18 protein-coding genes and 1 other annotated feature are annotated in these 21,340 nt (G+C 52.2%); of the genes, 2 read left to right on the forward strand and 16 right to left on the reverse strand.

What is annotated here, in order from left to right; translation table 11 throughout:
• Positions 1-29: 29 nt before the first annotated feature.
• The 16 genes from KNP82_RS12250 to KNP82_RS12325 form a co-directional block, all read right to left on the reverse strand.
• A complete protein-coding gene (locus KNP82_RS12250; RefSeq protein ID WP_035385689.1) occupies positions 30-1,715 on the reverse strand; it encodes a b(o/a)3-type cytochrome-c oxidase subunit 1 in 1,686 nt (561 codons plus the stop codon).
• The gene (locus KNP82_RS12255) at positions 1,716-2,186 is read right to left on the reverse strand and encodes a cytochrome c oxidase subunit II (protein WP_021067816.1); all 471 of its coding nucleotides are present in this window, start codon (positions 2,184-2,186) and stop codon (positions 1,716-1,718) included.
• Positions 2,187-2,207: 21 nt separating this feature from the next.
• Positions 2,208-2,327 (reverse strand): hypothetical protein, encoded by a 120-nt coding sequence (locus KNP82_RS12260; protein WP_021067817.1) that lies wholly within the window; start codon positions 2,325-2,327, stop codon positions 2,208-2,210.
• Positions 2,328-2,569: 242 nt separating this feature from the next.
• Positions 2,570-3,280: a Crp/Fnr family transcriptional regulator gene (locus tag KNP82_RS12265; RefSeq protein ID WP_214828173.1), complete on the reverse strand. Its 711-nt coding sequence runs from the start codon at positions 3,278-3,280 to the stop codon at positions 2,570-2,572.
• 174 nt (positions 3,281-3,454) lie between these two features.
• On the reverse strand, positions 3,455-4,840 hold the full coding sequence (locus KNP82_RS12270; protein ID WP_021067819.1) for an aldehyde dehydrogenase: 1,386 nt from the start codon (positions 4,838-4,840) through the stop codon (positions 3,455-3,457).
• Positions 4,841-4,930: 90 nt separating this feature from the next.
• Positions 4,931-6,088, reverse strand: coding sequence for an MFS transporter (locus KNP82_RS12275; protein WP_214828176.1), 1,158 nt, complete (start codon positions 6,086-6,088; stop codon positions 4,931-4,933).
• Positions 6,089-6,229: 141 nt separating this feature from the next.
• Positions 6,230-6,943 carry a purine-nucleoside phosphorylase gene (gene deoD / locus KNP82_RS12280; RefSeq protein WP_214802912.1) on the reverse strand — a complete coding sequence of 238 codons (714 nt, stop codon included), beginning with the start codon at positions 6,941-6,943 and terminating at the stop codon, positions 6,230-6,232.
• Between the two features lie 15 nt (positions 6,944-6,958).
• Entirely contained in the window at positions 6,959-7,666 is a 708-nt protein-coding gene (locus KNP82_RS12285; protein WP_214802913.1) for a response regulator transcription factor, read from the reverse strand.
• Positions 7,663-9,411 carry a sensor histidine kinase gene (locus KNP82_RS12290; RefSeq protein ID WP_214828179.1) on the reverse strand — a complete coding sequence of 583 codons (1,749 nt, stop codon included), beginning with the start codon at positions 9,409-9,411 and terminating at the stop codon, positions 7,663-7,665. Before KNP82_RS12290 ends, KNP82_RS12285 begins: the two co-directional genes overlap by 4 nt.
• Positions 9,412-9,518: 107 nt before the next feature.
• A complete protein-coding gene (locus tag KNP82_RS12295; RefSeq protein WP_214802917.1) occupies positions 9,519-10,802 on the reverse strand; it encodes a M48 family metallopeptidase in 1,284 nt (427 codons plus the stop codon).
• Positions 10,803-10,897: 95 nt separating this feature from the next.
• Complete coding sequence (locus tag KNP82_RS12300) at positions 10,898-12,004, reverse strand: PQQ-dependent sugar dehydrogenase (protein ID WP_251128739.1); 1,107 nt, start codon at positions 12,002-12,004, stop codon at positions 10,898-10,900.
• A 35-nt stretch (positions 12,005-12,039) separates the two neighbouring features.
• Positions 12,040-13,500, reverse strand: a complete 1,461-nt coding sequence (locus KNP82_RS12305) for an MDR family MFS transporter (RefSeq protein ID WP_029596060.1) — start codon at positions 13,498-13,500, stop codon at positions 12,040-12,042.
• Positions 13,501-13,671: 171 nt separating this feature from the next.
• Entirely contained in the window at positions 13,672-14,967 is a 1,296-nt protein-coding gene (locus KNP82_RS12310; RefSeq protein WP_029596061.1) for an ABC transporter substrate-binding protein, read from the reverse strand.
• A gap of 179 nt (positions 14,968-15,146) precedes the next feature.
• Complete coding sequence (gene asnA, locus KNP82_RS12315; RefSeq protein ID WP_021067832.1) at positions 15,147-16,130, reverse strand: aspartate--ammonia ligase; 984 nt, start codon at positions 16,128-16,130, stop codon at positions 15,147-15,149.
• A gap of 66 nt (positions 16,131-16,196) precedes the next feature.
• Positions 16,197-16,438: a binding site (T-box leader), on the reverse strand.
• A 106-nt stretch (positions 16,439-16,544) separates the two neighbouring features.
• On the reverse strand, positions 16,545-17,450 hold the full coding sequence (locus KNP82_RS12320) for a carbohydrate ABC transporter permease (protein ID WP_251128740.1): 906 nt from the start codon (positions 17,448-17,450) through the stop codon (positions 16,545-16,547).
• Complete coding sequence (locus KNP82_RS12325) at positions 17,447-18,352, reverse strand: carbohydrate ABC transporter permease (RefSeq protein ID WP_058765715.1); 906 nt, start codon at positions 18,350-18,352, stop codon at positions 17,447-17,449. The genes KNP82_RS12320 and KNP82_RS12325 overlap by 4 nt, the downstream gene beginning before the upstream one ends.
• Positions 18,353-18,594: 242 nt before the next feature.
• On the opposite strand from KNP82_RS12325, the gene KNP82_RS12330 reads away from it, so the two are divergent.
• Both KNP82_RS12330 and KNP82_RS12335 read left to right on the forward strand, forming a co-directional pair.
• Positions 18,595-20,280, forward strand: coding sequence for a formate--tetrahydrofolate ligase (locus KNP82_RS12330; RefSeq protein WP_029596063.1), 1,686 nt, complete (start codon positions 18,595-18,597; stop codon positions 20,278-20,280).
• Positions 20,281-20,302: 22 nt separating this feature from the next.
• Positions 20,303-21,232: an alpha/beta fold hydrolase gene (locus KNP82_RS12335; protein WP_021067836.1), complete on the forward strand. Its 930-nt coding sequence runs from the start codon at positions 20,303-20,305 to the stop codon at positions 21,230-21,232.
• Positions 21,233-21,340 lie beyond the last annotated feature (108 nt).

Consider the following 21,340-nt stretch of genomic DNA (forward strand, 5'->3'; position numbering starts at 1 on the left):
CAGCCCTAAAATACAGGGCTGACTTCAGTTTACCAGAGCACCCAACCTTTAGCTCCCGGCGGCGCACTTTCAATCAAGTGCCAAATCGGAATCGTATAGGCGAAGGCAATTAAAACGAACGTGACCGTAATCCAAAGCTTCCAGTTCTCGAAGAAACGCGGTGTCTCCATCGCCGCCTCTTCGGTCTCGGCGAGCGGGAACTCCTCTTCTCCTTTCGGAGCGAGGAACGACAAGTTGAACATTGAATAGACGAAGATGAGGACCGAGATCAAGAGGATCGTCCCGCCAATCGCCATGGCGATGTGGTATGGAATCCATTCGCGCGTAAGCGCATCCGAGAAGTACGTTGCCGGACCGGTCCGACGCGGATTACCTTGCAGTCCTGAGATGTGCATTGCGTAAGACATGATCGACATTCCGAACGCCCACGTGCCTGCTTGAATCAATCCGATTCGATTCATCTTTTTCGTTAGGATACGGCCGCGCAATACCGGCACGAGCCAATATGCCGTTCCGAAGAACGTCAAGGCGACGGCCGTTCCGACCGTGATATGGAAGTGGCCCGTGACCCAAAGTGTGTTGTGGACCATCGCGTTCAATTGGTGCGATGCGTTGATGATTCCGCCGGCCCCAGCCGGAATGAAGAACAACATGCCGACGAACGGAGCGAGGAAACGGACATCCCCATATGGCATCTTCTTGACCCAACCAAATAAACCGCGAGCTCCGAGTGCGCGGCCGCGCAGCTCGAACGTCGCAAACAGCGAGAACGCCGTCATAAACGACGGGATGACGACGAGGAACGTCAAGATGACTTGAACGAACTTCCAGAACGGTTCAATCCCTGGTTCCGTCAACTGGTGGTGGAAGCCGACCGGGAACGAGAATAGCAGGAACAACAGGAATGCCATCCGGGCGAGCGCATCGGAGAAAATCTTTCCGCCGATGACTTTCGGCACGACCGTATACCAGACAATATAGGCCGGCATGAGCCAGAAATAGACGAGCGGATGACCGAAATACCAGAAGAGCGTCCGTGACAACTCGATTCCGACCGTGTCTTTCCAACCGAGCGAGAGCGGGAGCAGTTGGAATAAAATCGTCCCGGCGACACCGAGCGTGGCGATGACCCACAAGAGCATCGTCATGATACTCATATACGCCGGAAGCGGCGGATGAACGCCCGGATTTTCTCGTTTATAGTCCGCATACATCCGGAACATGGCGAACGCCGATAACCACGTACCGACGACGAACAAGACGAGACCGATATAAAACACTGGGTCGGCCATGAGCGGTGCGTAGAACGTATACAAGACGGTCGCTTTATTGGCGAGCACCATGATCGTGACGAGCACGGCGCCGGCGATAATCATCCAAAACCCGAGCCAAGCGACCCTCGTTGGGAACGACTCAAAGCGTCCGAACGACTTGGCGAGGAGCGCGTAAAGCAGACCGATAATGAACATTGTCGTGAAAACGAGACCGAGCATGATGCCGTGCGCGGTCAAGAGTTGATAATAACCGAACACTTCCGGGATGACGCCCGTTCGGATGAGCGTCTGCATGAGTCCTGCCAAACCGCCGATTAAGACGGCGAGGACCGAAATGACGACATGGGCATAGGCGAGGCGTGCTTCTTTGACACCGATACTCGGTACCGGTACGCCGCGTTCCATTTCCCACTGCTTTAGTTTTGAGGCTACGTCATTCATTTAGTCCACCACCTTAATTTTTGTCGACATCATGTGATGTCCGGTACCACAATATTCGTTACAAAGGATTAAAAATTCGCCCGCCTCGTCGAACGTATACGTGAGCGAGTTGATATGGCCAGGTACGACCATCATATTGACCGGTGTGCCCGTCAACTGGAAACCGTGAACGACGTCCGGTGAGGTGACGAGAAACGTGACTTTCGCCCCTTTTGGAATCTCGACGTTGCCCGGCGTGAACGTGAACGCTTGCGCGACCATGACAAGTTCATATTCGTTGTCATCAATTTTATGAAGTCCCGGTTTGTCGAACGGTGCGGTTTGATGTACTTTCGCCGGATCGATCAAATCCGCGTCCGAAGCCGGTTGATTTCCTGCCGCAAAGGCAGAGATACCAAGCACGGTTAAAAACACACCTAATAAAATGATGCCGAATACAAGCCAATATTTTTCAAGTTTATGAATATGCATATGTTGCTCTCCTCCTGCTCGTTATCGCGTCATAAATAGGTAAAACACTGACGACCACATGGCAATGATGACGCCCGCGACAATCATGACCGATGTGAACGTGCCTTTTAAGTTCGGTTCTTGTCCATCGTTTTTCTCCACGTGAAGGACCCCTTTCCCTGTGATTTCCACTTTTATTGTATGAAATGGGATGGGGATTAATATGTGACATTTATCACTCCAAAAGTGACAATCACATCAAATTTGCGTAGTTTCCACACATAAAGTTCACATTTTGTATAAAGGCATACAAAAAAGGCGATTGTCCCGACACGAATCGAGTCAACCACCTGTTCGGTTTCACGCGCTTTGATAAGGTGAAATGTTGCAACTCTCTTGAAAGATTAAAGCCGACAAATACCGGCGGGACAGCCTTCGCAGTAACATAGCTCTTTCAAGAAATCGATGTCATGCAAAATCATCTCTGTCCCCGTCGTCGTCAACATGCCTTCCTTCCGCCACTGGTTCATCATCCGATTCACCGTCTCGCGAGGTGCGCCAATCAGCTGACCGAGCTCCCCGTCTGACGGATGTTTCGGCACGACGATCCCTTCTGCTGACTCGACGCCGTCCATCGCCGCCATGCGTAATAACGTGGAGGCGAGGGCACCCGGTTTCCCATATAGCAGCAAGTCACGGAGTTTCATCTCGGACTGCTTGCGCATCATCGACGTCCACCGCAATACTTCAGTGGCCAACTGCGCATCGCGCCGAACGAGTTCATCCATCTCTTGCTTCGAGATCCAACCGATGACACTGTCCGCAGTCGTCTCGATGCTATACGAACTCGGGAACACCTCGTCGATATCGAACTCCCCGAAGAAGTCGTCCGCCCCATAGATGAACATGATGAGTGCGCTCCCTTTTTTCGTCAGCTTCGTGAATTTGACGGAACCGCTCTTCAAATAAAAGAACTTGTTGCACTTCTCGCCTTCCCAACAAACGATGCTCCCTTTCGAATGATCTTGAAACGTCATCATCTCGAGCAAGAGCTGTTTCGTCTCTTGCGAAAAGACAAAGCTATTCGGTTTGGTCGTTCCGCATTTCATAGTCATGTTCTCTGCTCCCTCCACTAATCGTATATCTGATTAAGTCTCGTACGTCATGTGTATGGCTATATTATACAAGAGGTATGCCGCTAGTTTCATAAAAGTATGTGACATTTCAAACAATCTTCTTATTCTTTGACCACAAAAAAAAGACTGCAGGCTCCCTGCAGTCTAGTCTGGTCAACGGTAGACGAGTCGAATCAACTTCTCGGCCGCTTTGAAGTTCGGATAACGAATCGGTAAATCAAATTTCGTCGTGTTTCGTAAAATCGATTTGGCGTGACTAAACGTCTCAAAACTGTAACGTCCATGGTACGAGCCCATCCCGCTCTCGCCGACGCCGCCGAACGGCAGGTTCGGGTTCGTCAAATGCATGAGCACGTCATTGACACAGCCTCCACCGAACGTGAGGTGTTTCATCACGGTCTGCTCCACGGCTTTCGTCTCGGTGAACAAATAGAGCGCGAGCGGATGCGGACGCGATGACACAAACTCAATCACTTCGTCGAGTTGGCGGTACGTGAGGACTGGTAGAATCGGTCCGAAAATTTCATCTTTCATCACGTTCGCGTCCTCTTCGATATCCGTCAACACGGTCGGGGCAATCTTCAATTCGTCCCGGTCCGTCTGGCCTCCAAAGAAAATGTCTCCTTCTGTCAAATATGCGGTCAAGCGGTCGAAGTGGGTCTCATTGACGATTCGTGTGAACCGTTTCGTCCCGACGCCGTTTCCGAACATCGTGAACGCCTCCCGTTTGATGGCCTCGAGGAACGCCTCTCGTTTAGATTCGTGGACAAGGACGTAATCCGGAGCGACGCATGTCTGCCCGGCATTCATCCATTTGCCCCAGGCGATGCGCTTGGCTGCAATCTCGATATTGGCATCTTCATGGACAATGGCCGGTGATTTCCCACCAAGTTCGAGCGTGACGGGCGTCAAGTGCTTCGCCGCCGCCTCCATGACGATTTTCCCGACTGGCGTCGACCCTGTGAAGAAGATATGGTCCCATTTCTGGGCAAGCAACTCGGTCGCAACGTCCTTATCTCCTTCGACGCTGACGACGTAGCGGTCGGTGAACGCCCGTTCGAGCACTTTCGTGATCATTTGGGCGACGTTCGGTGTCAATTCCGAAGGTTTCACGACAGCCGTGTTGCCTGCGGCAATCGCTCCGATGAGCGGCGCCATCGCCAATTGAAACGGATAGTTCCACGGAGCGATCACGAGTACCGTTCCGTAAGGTTCATACATGACCTCACTTTGCGTCCCGAGATGGATTGAGGCGCCTCGGACACGTTTCGGGCGCATCCAACGCTTCAACTCACGTGTCGTCCGTGTGATTTCGTCATAGACGAAACCGATCTCCGTCGTGAACGCGTCGAGTTCTGATTTGTTCAAATCCTGCTCCAACGCTTGAAGAATCTCTGCTTCATGATGCTTGATTGACTCTTTTAAAAACGTCAACATGCTGAGACGGAATGCGAGCGACTTGGTCGCTTGCGTCCGAAAGAAGCGACGCTGTTTACGAATGAGCTCTTCAATGGTCAACTGTTCGATTGGTGCGAGCATAAATCTGCCTCCCTTGGATGATAACGCTAGCTTCATCTTATCATCTTCACTCGGTCAGCGACCATTTTGAACCTTCGATCTGCGTCCGTCCTATCTGACAGGCACGTCCCGTTTCTTCGTTTGTTGCATGACGACAAATATCAAACCGGCGACGAGCAGGATGCCACCCGTCAGCGCGAATTTTTGTGTCAGCGTAATCGAGAGCCAGCCTAACAATGCCGAGCCCGTCACTGTCCCGAGCGAGAAGAACGCATAAAAATAGCCGTACGACTTACCACGATTGGCCTGATTCGTCGCTTTAATCAACATCGTATTGATGGCTGGGAATAAGATAGCGAACCCGACGCCATACAAGGCGAGGACAGCGTACAAGAGGAGCGACGTCTCTGATCGGCCAATCAACAGTTGGCTCACACCGAGAATGCCGACACCGAGTGCCGCGAGCTTCGCTGGTTCGATTTGGTCGAACAGGCGATTCGTCGGCAACACAAACACGAGCACCGCCATGATACCGAACGTGCTGAGCAATGTCCCGCTCAGACGAGAGTCATACCCGAGCGCCTGCACGTAAAGGGGAAGCAAGTACGCGATTGCCCCTTGCGAGAACATCAAGAGGAAGGCGCCGATATACGCTTTCACTACGTCTCGTTCCAGGCGCGACGTCCCTTCATCTGTACGATGGGAAGGTTCAAGTGTTAACTTCGACGGGCGCAAAAAGACGAGTGCGAGGAGCGCGACGGCTACCCCGAACAGCGCGACGTATGTGAAGACGATCGGCACGGTCGTCTGGCTGGCCATGATGCCGCTGAACGCCGGACCGACGATCGCTGCCAAGCCGACAAAACTACCGGTCAACGCCACTTTTTTGCCCTGACGGTTCGCGGCGGTGAGATTGGCCGACAACGTAAACGCGGCCGGGACGATCAGTCCGGCAACGAAGCCGTGTACGACTCGGACAATCAATAATGTCGTCGCTGTGTCAACGAGGTGGTACGACATTAGACTGAGGCTCGACAGCACGAGACCGACAAGCAGGATAACGATCGGACCAATCCGGTCGGTCCAAATACCGGATAAAATGTTGCCGAACGTGTTCGACAGCGAGTAGATGGCAATGACGAGCCCCGCGATGAATGGCGTCGCACCAACCGATGTCGCAAACGTGCTCATGACCGGAAGTTGGGCGAATAAATCAAAGAAGGCAAAAAAGACGATACTATAAATAACAAAAGCGGACGCTTTATTCATGGTCACAACTCCTTGATTCAGCCCGCTACGGGAACTGTTCGTTTCAGCTTCAGTCTAGCTTGCCGGTTTCACTTTGTATACATGGGAAGGCGCGCGGACACAAAAACGCCTTACAAACCAGTGGTCTGTAAGGCGTGCTCATTAGTTTGTGACTTCGACCGCTGTGTCGAGTGCGACACGGATCATCTCGTCAAATGTCGACTGACGTTCTTCCGATGTCGTCTCTTCACCTGTCAACAAGTGATCCGAGATCGTAAGGATCGTCAATGCGTTCACTTTATGTTTCGCAGCGAGCGTGTAAAGACCTGCCGCTTCCATCTCGATGGCAAGGCAACCGAAGTCGGCCCACTTCTTGAAATGGTGGAAGTCATCTTGGTAGAATTGGTCGGCTGTGAAGATTTGACCGACTTTGACCGGGATACCGGCCTTTTCGGCGTTCATATACGCACGATGTAGGAGGTCGAACGTCGCTGTCGGTGCATAGTCCATACCGTCGAAACGAACCCGGTTTTGCCCCATCTCACTCGAGGCGCTCATCGCGATGACGACGTCGCGTACTTTGACGTCTTCTTGAATCCCGCCGGCCGTACCGACACGAATCAAGTTTTTAGCGCCGTATGACATAATCAATTCGTTCACGTAAATCGACATCGATGGAACTCCCATCCCAGTTCCTTGCACGGAAATGCGTTTCCCTTTATACGTTCCTGTGAAGCCATACATACCACGGACTTCGTTGTATAACTCGACGTCTTCGAGGAACGTCTCCGCGATATATTTCGCACGGAGCGGATCTCCTGGCAATAATACCGTTTCTGCGATTTGTCCTACTTCTGCCCCAATGTGTACACTCATGATTAAATTCCTCCTTCAAGATAGTCGCTGGCACTGCTCCCGATATTCATTCGGGGTGATGCCAATCTGTTTTTTGAAGACTTTTCGGAAATACTTGTCGTCCGAAAAGCCGACCGCTTGGGCGACTTCATAAATACGTTGTCTACTCGTCTCAAGGAGACGTTTCGCCTCGAGCATCCGGATTGACAGCAAGTATTCGGATAAGTTGACGCCGTACTGCTGTTTGAAGCGACGCGATATGTATTCGCGGCTCAAGTAAAAGCGCTCGCTCATCCCTTGTAAGCTGAGTTCTTCCGCATAATGGCGTTCGATGAATGCGCCAATCTGTAGAATCGGATCGTCCTCGTCAGGAATGACGTCGGCGAGGGCACGTGCGAGCGTCTCGTTCAAGACGTCCGGATCAATCGGTTTCAACAAGTAGTCGAAACTGCCGAGCTGAATCGCGCGCCGCATGTACGAGTATTCGTCATACCCCGTTAAGACGATCAGTTTGGCCGCCTCCGCCTCCGTATGGACCCACTCCATCAACTCGATGCCGTTACATCGAGGCATTTGCAGGTCCGATAAAATCAACGCCGGCCGTTCTTTGACGATGATCCGTTTCGCTTCTTCCCCGTCTTGTGCCTCAATCACTTTCGTGACGCCGAGCCGACCCCACTCCCCAAGCAGTTTCACCGCTTCCCGCACCGGCGACTCATCATCCACGATCAACACTTTCGTCATGACGCATCCGCCTCCTTTACGGCCGGGAAACGCATGACGATACGAAATCCGCCTGTCTCTGGTGTAGCCAACATAAACTGAGCCTCCCGATTATAGTTTAACATGAGTCGATCCCGAATGTTCTTTAAACCGGTACCTTCCGCTCCATTCAATGGCTCGGTCGATACCTCAATCCGTTCTTTCAATACCGTCAACTCCTCGTCCGAGATATCGCGTCCGCTATTCTCGCAGTGAATCACGAGATTCGGTCCCTCTTGATTGATTCGGACCGAGAAACGATTGGCCGCTGTCGCGCCATCGCGCTCGAACCCGTGTTTGAAAAAGTTCTCGGCGAGCGGCTGTAAAATCATCTTTGGCACAATCAAATCGAGGAGCGGCTCCGGCACATCGATTTCGATCTTGAATTGCTCCGGGAATCGGACTTGTTGCAGGCGAATATAAGACGTGAGGTGATCGACTTCCCGTTTGAGCGTCACGAGCGACTCGTCAGGATGCATCGTATAGCGCATCATCGAGGAGAGCTGTGTGATGAGACGGTACACCGTCTTGCCGTCACCTTTCAACGCGAGCGTCCCAATCGATTGCAAGGCGTTGAACAGGAAATGTGGGTTCGTCTGAGCTTGGAGTGCCCTCAGCTCATTCGTCCGATTCTCGAGCGCCAACCGGTACTCTCGTTGAATCAAATCATCGATTCGTTCAATCATCCGCTTGAACTGCCGTCCAAGTACGCCGAACTCATCATTTCCGAGGGAATCGAATGAAACGGTCATGTCCCCTTGTTCGATTCGCCAAATGTTCGAGGTGAGCGTCTTGATCGGAGTCGTCAAACGCATCGAAGCGTATGTCGCCCCAATCAACGCCAATATGAGCGACACCATCCCGACGACAAAGATGATGAATGACGTCCGTGACGCCGGCTCGGTCAACAGGCGATCCGGTATCGATTTTCCGACGTAGAACGTCTGGTTCTCAAACTCGAACGATTTGACGATGCGGTGATGCTTGCCATCGCTCGATAGCGAGTTCGTCGAACCATTTTGAGGAATTTCACCATCCCCGAGCTGCGCGAACACTTGATTGCCGCCCCCGACGAACCAGAGGCTCTCGCTCGGGTTGTTTTGTAGCGAGGCGAGCTGACCGATGAAGACGTCCTCCGGGATATCGATTGACAAAATCGCGAGCGGCTGATCCGTCTCGATTTTGTCGAGTCGGAAATGGAGCGTCACGACTTCTTCTTCTGAGACGAGCGGACCGAAATCATGATACGGCACGAGCGGATGCGAAGCCTCGAGCAGGACGCGGCTCTCCTCATACTTCAATAGCTGTTGCTGAATCTCACTCGGTTGCCGTTTCGAGCGCGGGGATACTTTCATCTTATAGGCGGCGAACGAATCCATATCCTCAAGCATGAGCAGCTGGATTTGGGCCACATCCTCACGGGATAGGTACATGCCGAGCAGTGCCCGTCGTACCTCGAGTTCAGTCTGTTCGAGCGACAGACCTGGCCCATACTCGAGAATATCGAGCACGTCCCGATTCGCATACAGACTTGTCGGCAAGCGACTCAAGTCTGAGACATACCGTTCCATTTGAAGCGTGCCTCGCTCAAGCGACCATTCGGTGAGCTGAAGCCCCCGTTCTCGCTCCCGGTCTTTGACGTACCAAAAGGAAATGACCGTCGCCAAAATGACGGGAACGATAATCGTCAATGCGATCATTCCCGTCAGCTTCGTCCGAATGCTCATGCGCGCATCGCCTCCTCGCTGTCATTATATCACGGCTTATGCAAGCGTTTGCAATACTGTCATGAAAAAAACTCGTCTCCCAGTTTCTCGAGAGACGAGCCAGTTGTTCATTCATAAGAACGTAGCAATTCTACAATCCCAAATTCGTGACTCCAATCTTTCGCCACATCGACTGGTGTCATCCCATCGTCATTCTCGATTGTGACATCGGCTCCGCTTTCGAGCAGCAATACTAATGAATCGTAGTCCAGTCCATCGTTATACAGCAAGTTATGGAGCGGAGTATCACCATAACTGTCTTGCATGTTAACGTCCGCGCCGTTCGCCAATTCCTCTCGAATCGCGTCCGCACCTGCATTGTCATAAACCAACTGCTGAAGCGGTTCTTCAGTCATATCACCAGCAAACCCTTCACTGAACGGTGATGAAGCGAAGCTTGTAAACCCACCGCTCGTGAACAGCCAGGCGACGATGGCTACGTTGACAATGACGCTCAACACAATCGTCCCGATAATCGACCCTTTGACATACCCTGCCGTCTTGAAGACCGGAACGTTCGCTTCACCGGCGTTCGTCGCAATGGCTGCAATCCGTTTCGGGAGCGGCGGATGCGTCGATAACAGCTCGCTCAATTTGGCGATAAATCCGTTCTCACGGCTCGCCTCATATAAGTAGTCAAACTCGCTCACTTCCTTCGCCAACTTCCCACCGATGGCAAGAATCGTGAGGGCGCGTTTTGATGCCGTCTCGTCTTGAATATGGTGGGCGGCCATGCGGTCACACGTAAACTCACATGCACGCGAATAAGCCGATCCTAAAAACGGAATCCAACCGCCGAGCAGCATCGCCCATTGTTTCTGGACATGGTTACGGCGAATATGTGCCAACTCGTGCGCGATCACAAACTCGACTTCTTTGGCGTACCCTTCACGTGACAACTCGACGACATCCGAATACAGGATGACCATATTCTTTTGGAAGAAACGGGTCGCGAAAGCGTTCAAGACGCCTCCGGCTTGAAGAATGTACACATCCGGGAGTAAGCGAATTCCCATTTCTTGTCCGACACGCTGATACGTCTGATACAGGTCGGCGAATTGACGTTCGGTCACTTTGACGCCGTTCGTGCGAATATATCCGATTTGAAGCCAGTGCGTGAATAGAGACAGGGTTATAATCGTTCCCATCACCCATAAAAAGATGCCGAGTGAGGCAATAGTGAAGATGATTCCTAGTATCACCGACAACACGCTAGCGGCGACGAGCAGGCCAAAATACAAGGTTTCGTTCTTATGTACCATGCTCGCTTGTATCTGATTGGATGGTTTCTTGCCGGATGGTTTCTTGTCCGGTAGTACCACTTCTGATTGTTTAATATCTGATTGATTCATGCAATAATCCCCTTCATTTTCCATATGAGAACCATTATACAAGATTTAAGGTTGAAGAATCCATAAAAAATAGAAACTGACAATTTCGTCAGTTTCTATTTAAGGGGTAGTCGCATCAGTTGATCATCCCCACTTTGAGGGTTGCCACGTCCGTCCGTATTGTTCGTGATAAAGTAAAGTCCTTCGTCCTCCAACCAGACGTCACGGATGCGACCTTTATCCTCGACGAGCGGGATGACCTCACGTGATTCCCGATCGATGGCGACGAGACGATTTCCACGAAGCGTCGCCATATACACGTACCGGTCATCGGCAACGATTCCCGACGGTGCCCACGACGTCTCCCCGACCTCGAACCATGGTGTTTCAAGACCATCTTGCGTCTGCTCCGCCTCGATGAGCGGCCAGCCATAATTGTTCCCCTCATCAAGGATATTCACTTCATCGTGACCGGACGCCCCATGTTCACTCGCATAGAGCGTATCTTCGACCTTCGCCAAGCCTTGAGGATTGCGGTGGCCGGACGAATAAATCCAATCGGTCGGATTGCCCGCTCCCGATAACGGCACCCGTAACACTTTTCCGGCAATCGATGTCTCGTCTGGCGCCAGTTCCGGCACGAGGGCATCTCCGGTCGTGACCCAAAGCACGTCACCATCGAGCAACAACCGTCCGCCGTTATGGAACTGGGCCCCTGGAATCTCATCGAGCACGACGCCCGTCTCTTCAAACTGATTGCCATCCCACGTCAACTCGACGACCCGGTTTTGGACGTTCCCGGGTGTCCCGTACGTATGATAAGCGTACAGTTGGCGTGACGTCGCAAAATCTTCGGTCAAGGCGATTCCGAGCAGACCGCCTTCCCCGATTTCAAGCACGTCTTCTTCCAAGATGACCGGTTGTCGGTCGAGATTCCCGGCTGCATCGATGACGGCAATCGTGCCGCCGCGTTCCGAGATGAGCCATCCATCATCGGTTCGTGCGATTGACCACGGCGCCTCTAACTGCTCGACGATCGATTCAGTTGCACCGGTCGACACGTCGCCTTCTGGCTCGGTTGCTTCCGGCTCAGGTGCCGTGTCAGACGGTGCTTCTTCGGTCGACTCCTCGACTGGTGCCTGTTCAGGTTCCGGCGTCTCGGTCGATTCCGAGGCACAACCGGCAACAAATACGAGCGACAAGATGAACATCCATCGTTTCAACGTGATCGCCTCCTTTTCACCATCATACCGTGTCTTTAGTTGTCACGTGAAGGTTCCGGTGGGCTAACCGGTAATCGCAGCGCAATCAAGAGCGCGATGAACGCGGCGAAGGCTGCGCCGATGAAGACGGTGTTCAATCCGCTGGCGATGAGTTGCTCGCCTTGGAGCCGGACGGTCGCGTTTAGCGCCTCGGTCATACTCCGATTGAAGAACGATTCGAGTGACACACCGCTTAACCCAGCCTCCTCACGGAAGCCGCTCAGGACGATGAAGTTGAACACGGCACCGAACACGGCGACACCGAGCGTCTGACCGACAGTGCTCAAGAATGAGTTCGCCGCTGTCGCGGTCCCCCGTTGACGATACGACACGACCGTCTGTAAGACGACGATGAACATCGGTTGCGACAAGCCGAACCCGACGCCGATAATGGCGACAGCGAGGTAGACGAACAGGTCTGGGCTCGATTGCGTGAGCAACGTCAAGATGATTGTCCCAATCAACAAGAGACTCATTCCCGTCACGGCCCGACGTCGTGGCGAGGCCGCGCCAAGTGTACGGCCGCCGATAATCGACGTGAACGTCCAAGCGACCGAGAGCGGCATCAGCATGAAGCCGGCTTCCGTCGCCGATTTACCAAGGACGGCCTGGGCCCAGATCGGGATATAGGCCGACATCGAGACGAGCACCCATGCTGCGAAGAAGACGGCACCATTGATGGACGCGATAATCGGTTGTTTCAACAGATCGAGCGGCAACAACGGTGTTTTCGCACGCCGTTCCGATAAAAAGAAACTAGTGAGCAGCACGACACTGAACACGGCACTGACGATAATCGATGGCGTCCAGACGTTCGTCTCGCTGAACGTGATCAATCCATATAAGAACGCCGTCGTTCCGAACGCGAACAACAGCGCCCCTTTGACGTCGATTCGCTCCGTCGTCTCCGTCACCGTCTCTTTATAGAAGACAATGATCATGATGAATGATAACAGTGCGAACGGGACGTTCAGCAAGAAGACGTAGCGCCAAGACAACGTCTCGACCAAGAACCCGCCGATGACCGGCCCGAGCACGCCCGAGACACCCCAGACCGCGCTCAAGATGCCTTGAATCTTGCCGCGCTCCTCATACTTGTACAAGTCGCCGATGATGGTCATTGAAATCGGCAATACCGCCCCGGCGCCAAGCCCTTGGAGCGCCCGGAAGATAATCAATTGCTCCATCGATGTGGCGAGGCCACATAGGAGCGAGGCAAGTGTGAACAATCCAATCCCGAACAATAGGACCCGCTTGCGCCCGAACAAGTCGGCCACTTTCCCGTAAATCGGTGTCGACACCGCCGTGAACAGCAGGAAGGCTGCGAACACCCAACTCACGAGGGCGGCCCCATTCAACTCGCTCGCGATGACCGGTGTCGCGACTGAGACGACCGTCCCTTCAATCGCCGCTAAAAAAGTCGCCAATAACAATGCGACCGTGACATTCTTTCTCATTCGTTTCATCTCCCCAATAAAATAGCGGTGCCGGAAGGTTCCGAGCACCACTTCAACTGTCTATTATTTTGTGCGAGCGACGCCCGTTTGACAAGCCTCAACTTCTGCCCGGTCTTGTCACGACTAAAAAACACAAGCGGCGAAGGGGTCATTTCGCCGCTTGTGTTGCTGTTATTTTGCCTTATCCGCCCATACTTTCGTGAAGTCTTGGAGCATCTCGTCCCCGGTCTTTTGACCGCCGACATACGCTTGCATCAACGCGCCGTACTCGTTGACCGCGCCGTCCGGATACTTGAACCAGTTCCATGAGATCGTCTTGCCTTCGTTCGAATAGGCCAAGATGTCGTCAGCAAGCGGACCGAGGTCGTTCGCTTCGATCGACTTGAACGCCGGAATGAATTTGAATTTGTTGACCATGTAATCTTTACCTGTATCAGATGTCGCCATCCATTCGAGGAAGTCTTTCGCTTCTTCTTTATACTTCGAGTTTTTATTGACGACCCAGTTGTTCGGGACGCCGACCGGGAGACGATCCATCTTCTCTTTGTCATCGTTGATTGGGATTGGGACGAAGCCCATCTCAATGTCCGGATTCACGTCGAGAATCATCTGTTGCGCCCAGTTCCCTTGCTGAAGCATTGCCGTCTCACCTTGAGCGAACTGTGTGACTTGCGTGTTATAGTCCGTCGTGAGCGGGTTCTTATTGCCGTATTTGATGGTGAGGTCGAACAGTTTCAAGAATTGTTGGAACTGCTCATTGTCCTCAAATTTTTCTTTATTCTCGTTGAGTGCCTGGATGAACGCATCCGGGTCGTCTTGTTGCGCCATCGGAATGTTGAGCAAGTGAATTCCGAGAATCCAAAACTCGGCATAACCGACCGAGAACGGCGTGATGCCTGCTTTATCCAACTTCTCAGCCGCATCCGTCAACTCAGACAACGTCTTCGGCAACTCACTGATGCCCGCCTTCTCGAACAGCTCCTTGTTGTAGATGAAGCCGTATCCTTCCAAGTTCATCGGCATCCCGTACAGTTTTCCGTCCATCGTCATCGGTTCCTTGGCCACTTCCGTCAAATCCCCGACCCACTTCTCGCCTGACAAATCTTCCAATTTGTCCTTCCATGTCTGAGCTTCAGTGAACCCGCCGTTATTGAAGATGTCCGGCTCGTTGCCTGACGCGAACTGTGACTTGAGCGCAGCGCCGTAATCGGCTCCGCCGCCGACCGTTTGAACGGTCACTTTGACGCCCGTCTCTTCCTCGTATTCTTTCGCCATCGCTTCAAGATCTTTGGCGATTTCCGCTTTGAACTGGAAGACGTTCAACGTGACATCTTGCTTGTCCCCGTTATCTGCGTTCGCATCGTTCGATCCTTCATCTTCCGTAAGCGACCCGCCGCCACAGGCCGCAAGTGTCAATACCATCCCTGCCGTCATGACGGCAGTTGATAATCTCCATTTACGTTTCATTTCGCTTCCTCCTAAGTATAGAGTCGACAATCCTTCATCATTCGGTACACCCTAACTTTAGATGAAAACGCTTCCATTATGTAGGTGTCAAAATTGACGTGTAGGGTGGAAAATGTTGCACAGAAAACCAGGACTTTCTTATTGAAAAGAAAGTCCTGGTTTTAGTTTCTTCTATATAATTACAACAGGCTGATTCCAGCTTCTTCACATGCTGTGATCATCTCACTCGGCCAGACCGAAGATTGGACTTCACCGATGTGACGAGCACGAAGCAAATACATGGCGACACGCGATTGCCCGATGCCGCCCCCGATTGTAAGCGGGAGACGTCCTTCGAGGACCGCTTGGTGGAACGGGTACTTGCGTTTGTCTTCAGCTCCGGCTGTCACCAACTGCTCGGCAAGCGCTGTCTCGTCGACACGAATTCCCATCGATGACAGTTCGAACGCCGATTCGAGTTCCGGGTGCCAGACGAGGATATCGCCGTTGAGCGACCAGTCGTCATAGTCAGCCGCGCGACCGTCGTGCTTATCGCCCGAAGCGAGTGCGCCGCCGATTTGCGAGAGGAAGACCGCACCGTACGCTTTACAAATCGCGTGCTCACGCTCTTTTGGTGTAAGATCCGGGTAAAGGTCTTCTAACTCTTGGCTCGTCAAGAAGTGAATCGACTCTGGCAAGATCGCCTCAATTCCGTACATCGTTTCGACCGTCTGTTCCGTCTCGCGGAGTGCCGCGTAAATCGTTTCGACCGTCGCCTTCAAGTACTCCGTCGTCCGGTGTTCCCGAGCGATGACACGTTCCCAGTCCCATTGATCGACGTGGAGTGAGTGTGTCGCGTCGAGTTCTTCATCCCGACGGATGGCGCGCATCTGTGTGTACAACCCTTCACCGACTTCGAATCCGTAGCGGCCGAGCGCTTCACGTTTCCACTTCGCGAGCGACTGAACGATTTCGAGTTCATGCCCTGGATACTGCGTATCGAACTGGATGATGCGTTCGACACCGTTCAAGTGGTCGTTGACACCGCTCGCCGATGTGACGAACAGTGGGGCCTGAACTTGTGTGAGTCCGAGCGCCGTGCTGAACTTGTCTTCGAATGTCGCCTTCACTACTGTAATCGCCTGTTGTTTTTCCTTCATCTTGCTCATTGCTGTTGTTGTCATGTTTTCTTCCTCCAATTGTGGGATTTCGGGATGGAGCAATAGAAAAAAGCCCTCCAATCCCATGGACTATGGGACGGAAGGCTTCAAGCTCCGCGGTGCCACCCAAATTAGTAGACGAATCTACTCACTTTTTCGAGACGAACATCTCGTAGTTCCGATAACGGGGAACAGTCCGGCTACGTCTACTTGCAAAGCGTTCGGGTAGCGACTCCAGGAGGTTCTTCGACAGAGATTTCAGTCCGGGCTCTCACCTTCCCCGGCTCGCTTTGCTTACGTCTTCTGTGTACTCGTCCTTTCAATGTCGTTCACAATTGAATTGACCCAATTATTATCAATATTCAGACGAATGTCAACCACTTTTCCAAAAAAAAATTCTCCCCCGTGTAGCGGACGGGGGAGATCCCTTGGGCAGGGTTATTTGATCGAGCCGCTCGTGATCCCTTTGATAATATGCTTTTGCATACCGAAGAAAAAGACGAGGAGCGGAACGATCCCAAGGACTAAACCAGCAAGTGCCAAATCCCATTGTTTTGTATATTGTCCGAAGAAATAGAACGTCGCGAGCGGAATCGTCCGCAGCTCGATGTCTCGGAGGACAAGTGAAGGTAAGAGAAAGTCATTCCAAATCCAAAGGCTGTTCAAGATGACGATTGTCACCGTGATTGGTTTGAGGAGCGGGAAGACAATTCGCCAAAACACGCCCCACGTCGAACAGCCGTCAATGATGGCCGCTTCTTCAATCTCTTCCGGAATCGACTTCATGAAGCCATGATATAAGAATACCGAAATACCAGACCCGAAGCCGAGATACATGACCATCAGTCCCCAATGACTGTTTAAAAGACCGAGCAGGCTCGACACTTTCACGAGCGGAATCATGATTGACTGAAACGGGATGACCATCGCCGCGACGAACAAGAAGAAGATGACGGTCGAAATCCAATGTTTTGTCCGGACGAGCTTCCAGGCCGCCATCGAGGTGAACAGCACGATGAGAAGGTTCGCCCCGGCCGTGATGAGAAGCGAGTTCAAGAAGACGCGTTCGTAGTTCATCGCCTCCCAGGCTTCTGTATAGTTCGACGCGAGCCAGACGCTCGGCAAGGCAGACGTGTTCGTGTAAATCTCGGCAATTGATTTGAACGAGTTGACGATGACGTAATAGAACGGGACGAGATATAACAGTCCAAGTAGAATCGCCACCAGTTCGACGAGACCGAGACCGGCCGTATATCCACCCGCCCGCAGCGGTTTTTGCGGTAGCAATCGCTGGGGAGATGAATCGACCTTCGCTTCGATGCGTTCAATTTTTTCTGTCGTCATGCCTCCACCTCCCGCTTTTTCGTCAAGTAGACTTGAGTGACGGTAATCGCCGCGACGACAAGGAAGAAGATGACCGCTTTCGCCGAGCCGAGCCCGTAATTATTATTCACGAATGATTCTGTATAGATGTTCAAGGCGAGCATCTCTGTCGATTTGAATGGGCCACCGTTCGTGAGCGACAAGTTCGTGTCGAACACTTTGAACGACCAGGAGATCGTCAAAAACAGACAGATGGTGATCGACGGCATAATCATCGGTAACGTGATGTGACGCAACATCTTCAATCGATTTGCCCCATCGATTTTGGCCGCTTCCAGCAAATCCGTCGGCACGTTTTGAAGCGCTGCGATGTAGATGACCATGACGTAGCCTCCGCCTTGCCAGATGGCGACGATGACGATGCCCCAAAAGGCTGTCTGGGCGTCACCGAGCCACGGCAGTTCGAACAAACTCCATCCGGTCAGTGCCCCAATTGATTCAAAGCCCTTCACATAGATAAACTGCCAAATGAATCCGAGAATGAGCCCGCCAATCAAGTTTGGCATGAAAAAGACGGTGCGCAGGATATTGCGTGTCTTAATGTTCATCGTCAACAGTAAGGCCAGTAAGAAACCGACGATGTTCGTCAAGATGACGGCCACAATCGTGTATTTCGTCGTAATCCAGAACGAGGCGCGGAACTGTTCATCCTCGAATAGAATCCGCTGATAGTTGTCCCACCCGACTACGTTCAACTGACCCGTCACACCGTTCCAATCCGTGAAGCTGTAATAAATCCCGTTTATGAACGGTATGAGCACAATCGCCACAAACGCCAAAAAGGCCGGACCGACGAATGCGATAAAACTCGCTGGTTTCTTCCAATTTCGTCTTCGCTTGTGTTGTTTTGGTGTTTCTGTCATGTTCATCGCCTCCACTATCAACTTACCTTCAAATAACCAAAATGAAAACGGATACATTTGACGGAAAGGGTGGAATATATTGCACTCAATGGGTGAATTATACGAGACGATGCGTTATGATAAACTCAATGACAACACGAACGAGTCTTCCTGAATGAAGAATTAAACCTTGATTCTAAGTCGATTCACGAATGAAATGAAATAAACCGATTACAATGTTCGAAAGTGGAGGGATTTTATACATGACGACGATTAAACCGTTATCCGACCTAACGATTGCCCAACAAGCCGAGATGTTGCCCGTCAAAGAGATTGCGGAAAAGCTCGGTTTACAAGAAGATGACCTCGACCTATACGGGAAATATAAAGCCAAGTTATCCTTCGACGTCATCGATCGGATGGCGACTCGCGAAGACGGGAAGCTCATTCTCGTCACGGCAATCAATCCGACTCCAGCCGGTGAAGGAAAGTCGACCGTGACCGTCGGGCTCGGCCAAGCGCTCAACCAACTCGACAAACAAGCGATCGTCTGTTTGCGAGAACCGTCGCTCGGGCCGACAATGGGCTTAAAAGGCGGTGCCGCCGGCGGAGGATTCAGCCAAGTGTTGCCGATGGAAGACATCAACCTTCACTTTACAGGCGACATGCACGCTATCACCGCGGCCCACAACACGATTAGCGCCATGCTCGACAATCATCTCCATCAAGGGAACGACCTTGGCATCGATGTCCGGAAAATCGTCTGGAAACGTGTGCTCGACTTGAATGACCGGGCGCTCCGTCACGTGACGATTGGCCTTGGCGGCAGTGCCCATGGCGTACCTCGTGAAGACGGCTTTGATATCACGGTCGCGTCTGAAATCATGGCCATCCTCTGTCTCGCCGATTCGTTGACTGACCTCGAGACACGCATCAAGCGAATCGTCGTCGCATACGATCGGGACAATGAGCCGATCACGGCCGAACAAATCGGTGCGGCCGGTGCCGCGACACTGCTATTGAAAGAAGCGTTCAAGCCGAACTTGGTGCAAACACTTGAACAGACACCAGCCCTCGTTCATGGTGGTCCGTTCGCCAATATCGCGCACGGATGCAACTCATTGATTGCGACGAAAACCGCGCTCAAGCTCGGTGAATATGTCGTCACCGAAGCTGGTTTCGGAGCCGATCTTGGCGCCGAGAAATTCTGTCATATCAAGTCACGCATCGGAAAATTGAACCCGGACGCCGTCGTTCTCGTGGCAACAGTCCGTGCTTTGAAAATGCATGGCGGTGTCGCCAAAGACCAACTCCACGTCGAGAACGTCGGAGCTGTCGGAAACGGGTTAAAACTTCTCGCCAAACATGTCGAGACGATGGGGAAACTCGGTTTGCCGACCGTCGTCGCCCTCAATCGATTCAATTCGGATACAGCCGAAGAGTTGGCGGCCGTCCTCGATTGGTGTGAAGCGAACCACATTCGAGTGGCGCTCAGTGAAGTGTGGTCGAATGGTGGACAAGGCGGTCGTGCCCTCGCCGAGGCCGTCATCGACACGATTGAGTCGAATGAGAGTTCGTTTACCCCGCTCTATGCGTTAACCGATTCCATCGAACAGAAAATTTTGACGATCGCCCGTGAAGTGTATGGAGCGGCCGACGTCACCTTTACCGCAACCGCGAAAAAACAGATGGCACAAATCGAAGCGAACGGCTGGCAGAGCTTGCCGATTTGTATGGCGAAGACGCCGTTCTCGCTCTCGGATGACCCGACGAAACTCGGATACCAACACGGGTTCACCGTGACGGTGCGAGAGTTGAAACCGTCGGTCGGCGCTGGCTTCCTCGTCGCCTTGACAGGTAACGTCTTGACGATGCCGGGTCTGCCGAAACAACCGGCCGCCTTGAATATGGGGATTGATGAGACTGGGAAAGCGATTGGCTTATTCTAATCAAGACAACGGAGGGATAGGGATGGACGTCACGGAACATACGTATGCGGACGGATACCGGACACAACTATTGCACGTCAAGGCCAGACAACCGATTGGAAATTGTTTCATTTTCCATGGGATGCTTGAACATCATCAACGTTATGTCGAATTCGCTGATTTTTTGTCAGAAATTGGTTTTAATGTGTTTCTGTGCGACCTTCGCGGCGCCGGTTCCTTGGCCCGAACCCAGTCCACTTACGCTCATCTATCTCCACACGAAGGATTTGATCAAATGGTCGACGACGCCATCTCGCTCCTCGATCACTATCAAGATGAATTGCCGACCGTCGTCCTCGGCCATAGTTTCGGCTCGTTGCTCGCGCGTCGACTCGGTCAACAGTTAGGTCATCGCTTGGCGGGTGTCATCGCCGTTTCCCCGCCCCCGCATTCTGGATTGATTGGACGTGCCGGACTGTATGCGATCGATTTGGCCATTCGGTTCAAAGGGAGCACCCATGAATCCCGTTTATTCGAACGCTTGTTGTTCGGACGATATAACTTGAAATTCTTACCCGCCACGACCGAGAGCGATTGGATTTCTAGTGTCCCCGAGGAAGTGACCGCCTATATGAACGATCCGGACTGTGGTGGGATTCCGACGCTCGGATATTTACACGAGGTAGCAAAAGCGTCACTCGATGTGACCTCTGCCGCCCGGATACAAGAACATCCGAAAACACTACCAATTTTGTTCGTCGTAGGTGCCGATGACCCCGTCGTACATGACGGAGAAGGACTCTCCGGAATCGTCCGCAAACATCAGGCCGCCGACATCGAATTGACCGTGCTGTCTTATGATCAGGCTCGCCACGAAGTGCTTCGTGAGCGCCAACGCCAAGACATCTGGACGGACATCGGCGACTGGATGCATCAAACGATACGAATCGCAAAAAGAACCTCCATTTCCTAGGAGGTTCTTTTTGTTTACCAAAATCATACAATAGGATTCTAATTCATTTACCTTTTTTGTAATTTAGATTCTTCTTTCCAATTTTTAAGTGCGCTATACTTAGACCGC

Source organism: Exiguobacterium sp. s26 (assembly GCF_018618235.1).
Taxonomy (GTDB): Bacteria; Bacillota; Bacilli; order Exiguobacteriales; family Exiguobacteriaceae; genus Exiguobacterium; species Exiguobacterium chiriqhucha.

Bases quoted from the DNA above. Each gene is read 5' to 3' on its own strand.
- KNP82_RS12250 (WP_035385689.1), bottom strand. From the start codon at position 1,715: ATGAATGACGTAGCCTCAAAACTAAAGCAGTGGGAAATGGAACGCGGC.
- KNP82_RS12255 (WP_021067816.1), bottom strand. From the start codon at position 2,186: ATGCATATTCATAAACTTGAAAAATATTGGCTTGTATTCGGCATCATT.
- KNP82_RS12265 (WP_214828173.1), bottom strand. From the start codon at position 3,280: ATGACTATGAAATGCGGAACGACCAAACCGAATAGCTTTGTCTTTTCG.
- KNP82_RS12270 (WP_021067819.1), bottom strand. From the start codon at position 4,840: ATGCTCGCACCAATCGAACAGTTGACCATTGAAGAGCTCATTCGTAAA.
- KNP82_RS12275 (WP_214828176.1), bottom strand. From the start codon at position 6,088: ATGAATAAAGCGTCCGCTTTTGTTATTTATAGTATCGTCTTTTTTGCC.
- deoD (WP_214802912.1), bottom strand. From the start codon at position 6,943: ATGAGTGTACACATTGGGGCAGAAGTAGGACAAATCGCAGAAACGGTA.
- KNP82_RS12285 (WP_214802913.1), bottom strand. From the start codon at position 7,666: ATGACGAAAGTGTTGATCGTGGATGATGAGTCGCCGGTGCGGGAAGCG.
- KNP82_RS12290 (WP_214828179.1), bottom strand. From the start codon at position 9,411: ATGAGCATTCGGACGAAGCTGACGGGAATGATCGCATTGACGATTATC.
- KNP82_RS12295 (WP_214802917.1), bottom strand. From the start codon at position 10,802: ATGAATCAATCAGATATTAAACAATCAGAAGTGGTACTACCGGACAAG.
- KNP82_RS12305 (WP_029596060.1), bottom strand. From the start codon at position 13,500: ATGAGAAAGAATGTCACGGTCGCATTGTTATTGGCGACTTTTTTAGCG.
- KNP82_RS12310 (WP_029596061.1), bottom strand. From the start codon at position 14,967: ATGAAACGTAAATGGAGATTATCAACTGCCGTCATGACGGCAGGGATG.
- asnA (WP_021067832.1), bottom strand. From the start codon at position 16,130: ATGACAACAACAGCAATGAGCAAGATGAAGGAAAAACAACAGGCGATT.
- KNP82_RS12320 (WP_251128740.1), bottom strand. From the start codon at position 17,450: ATGACGACAGAAAAAATTGAACGCATCGAAGCGAAGGTCGATTCATCT.
- KNP82_RS12325 (WP_058765715.1), bottom strand. From the start codon at position 18,352: ATGACAGAAACACCAAAACAACACAAGCGAAGACGAAATTGGAAGAAA.
- KNP82_RS12330 (WP_029596063.1), top strand. From the start codon at position 18,595: ATGACGACGATTAAACCGTTATCCGACCTAACGATTGCCCAACAAGCC.
- KNP82_RS12335 (WP_021067836.1), top strand. From the start codon at position 20,303: ATGGACGTCACGGAACATACGTATGCGGACGGATACCGGACACAACTA.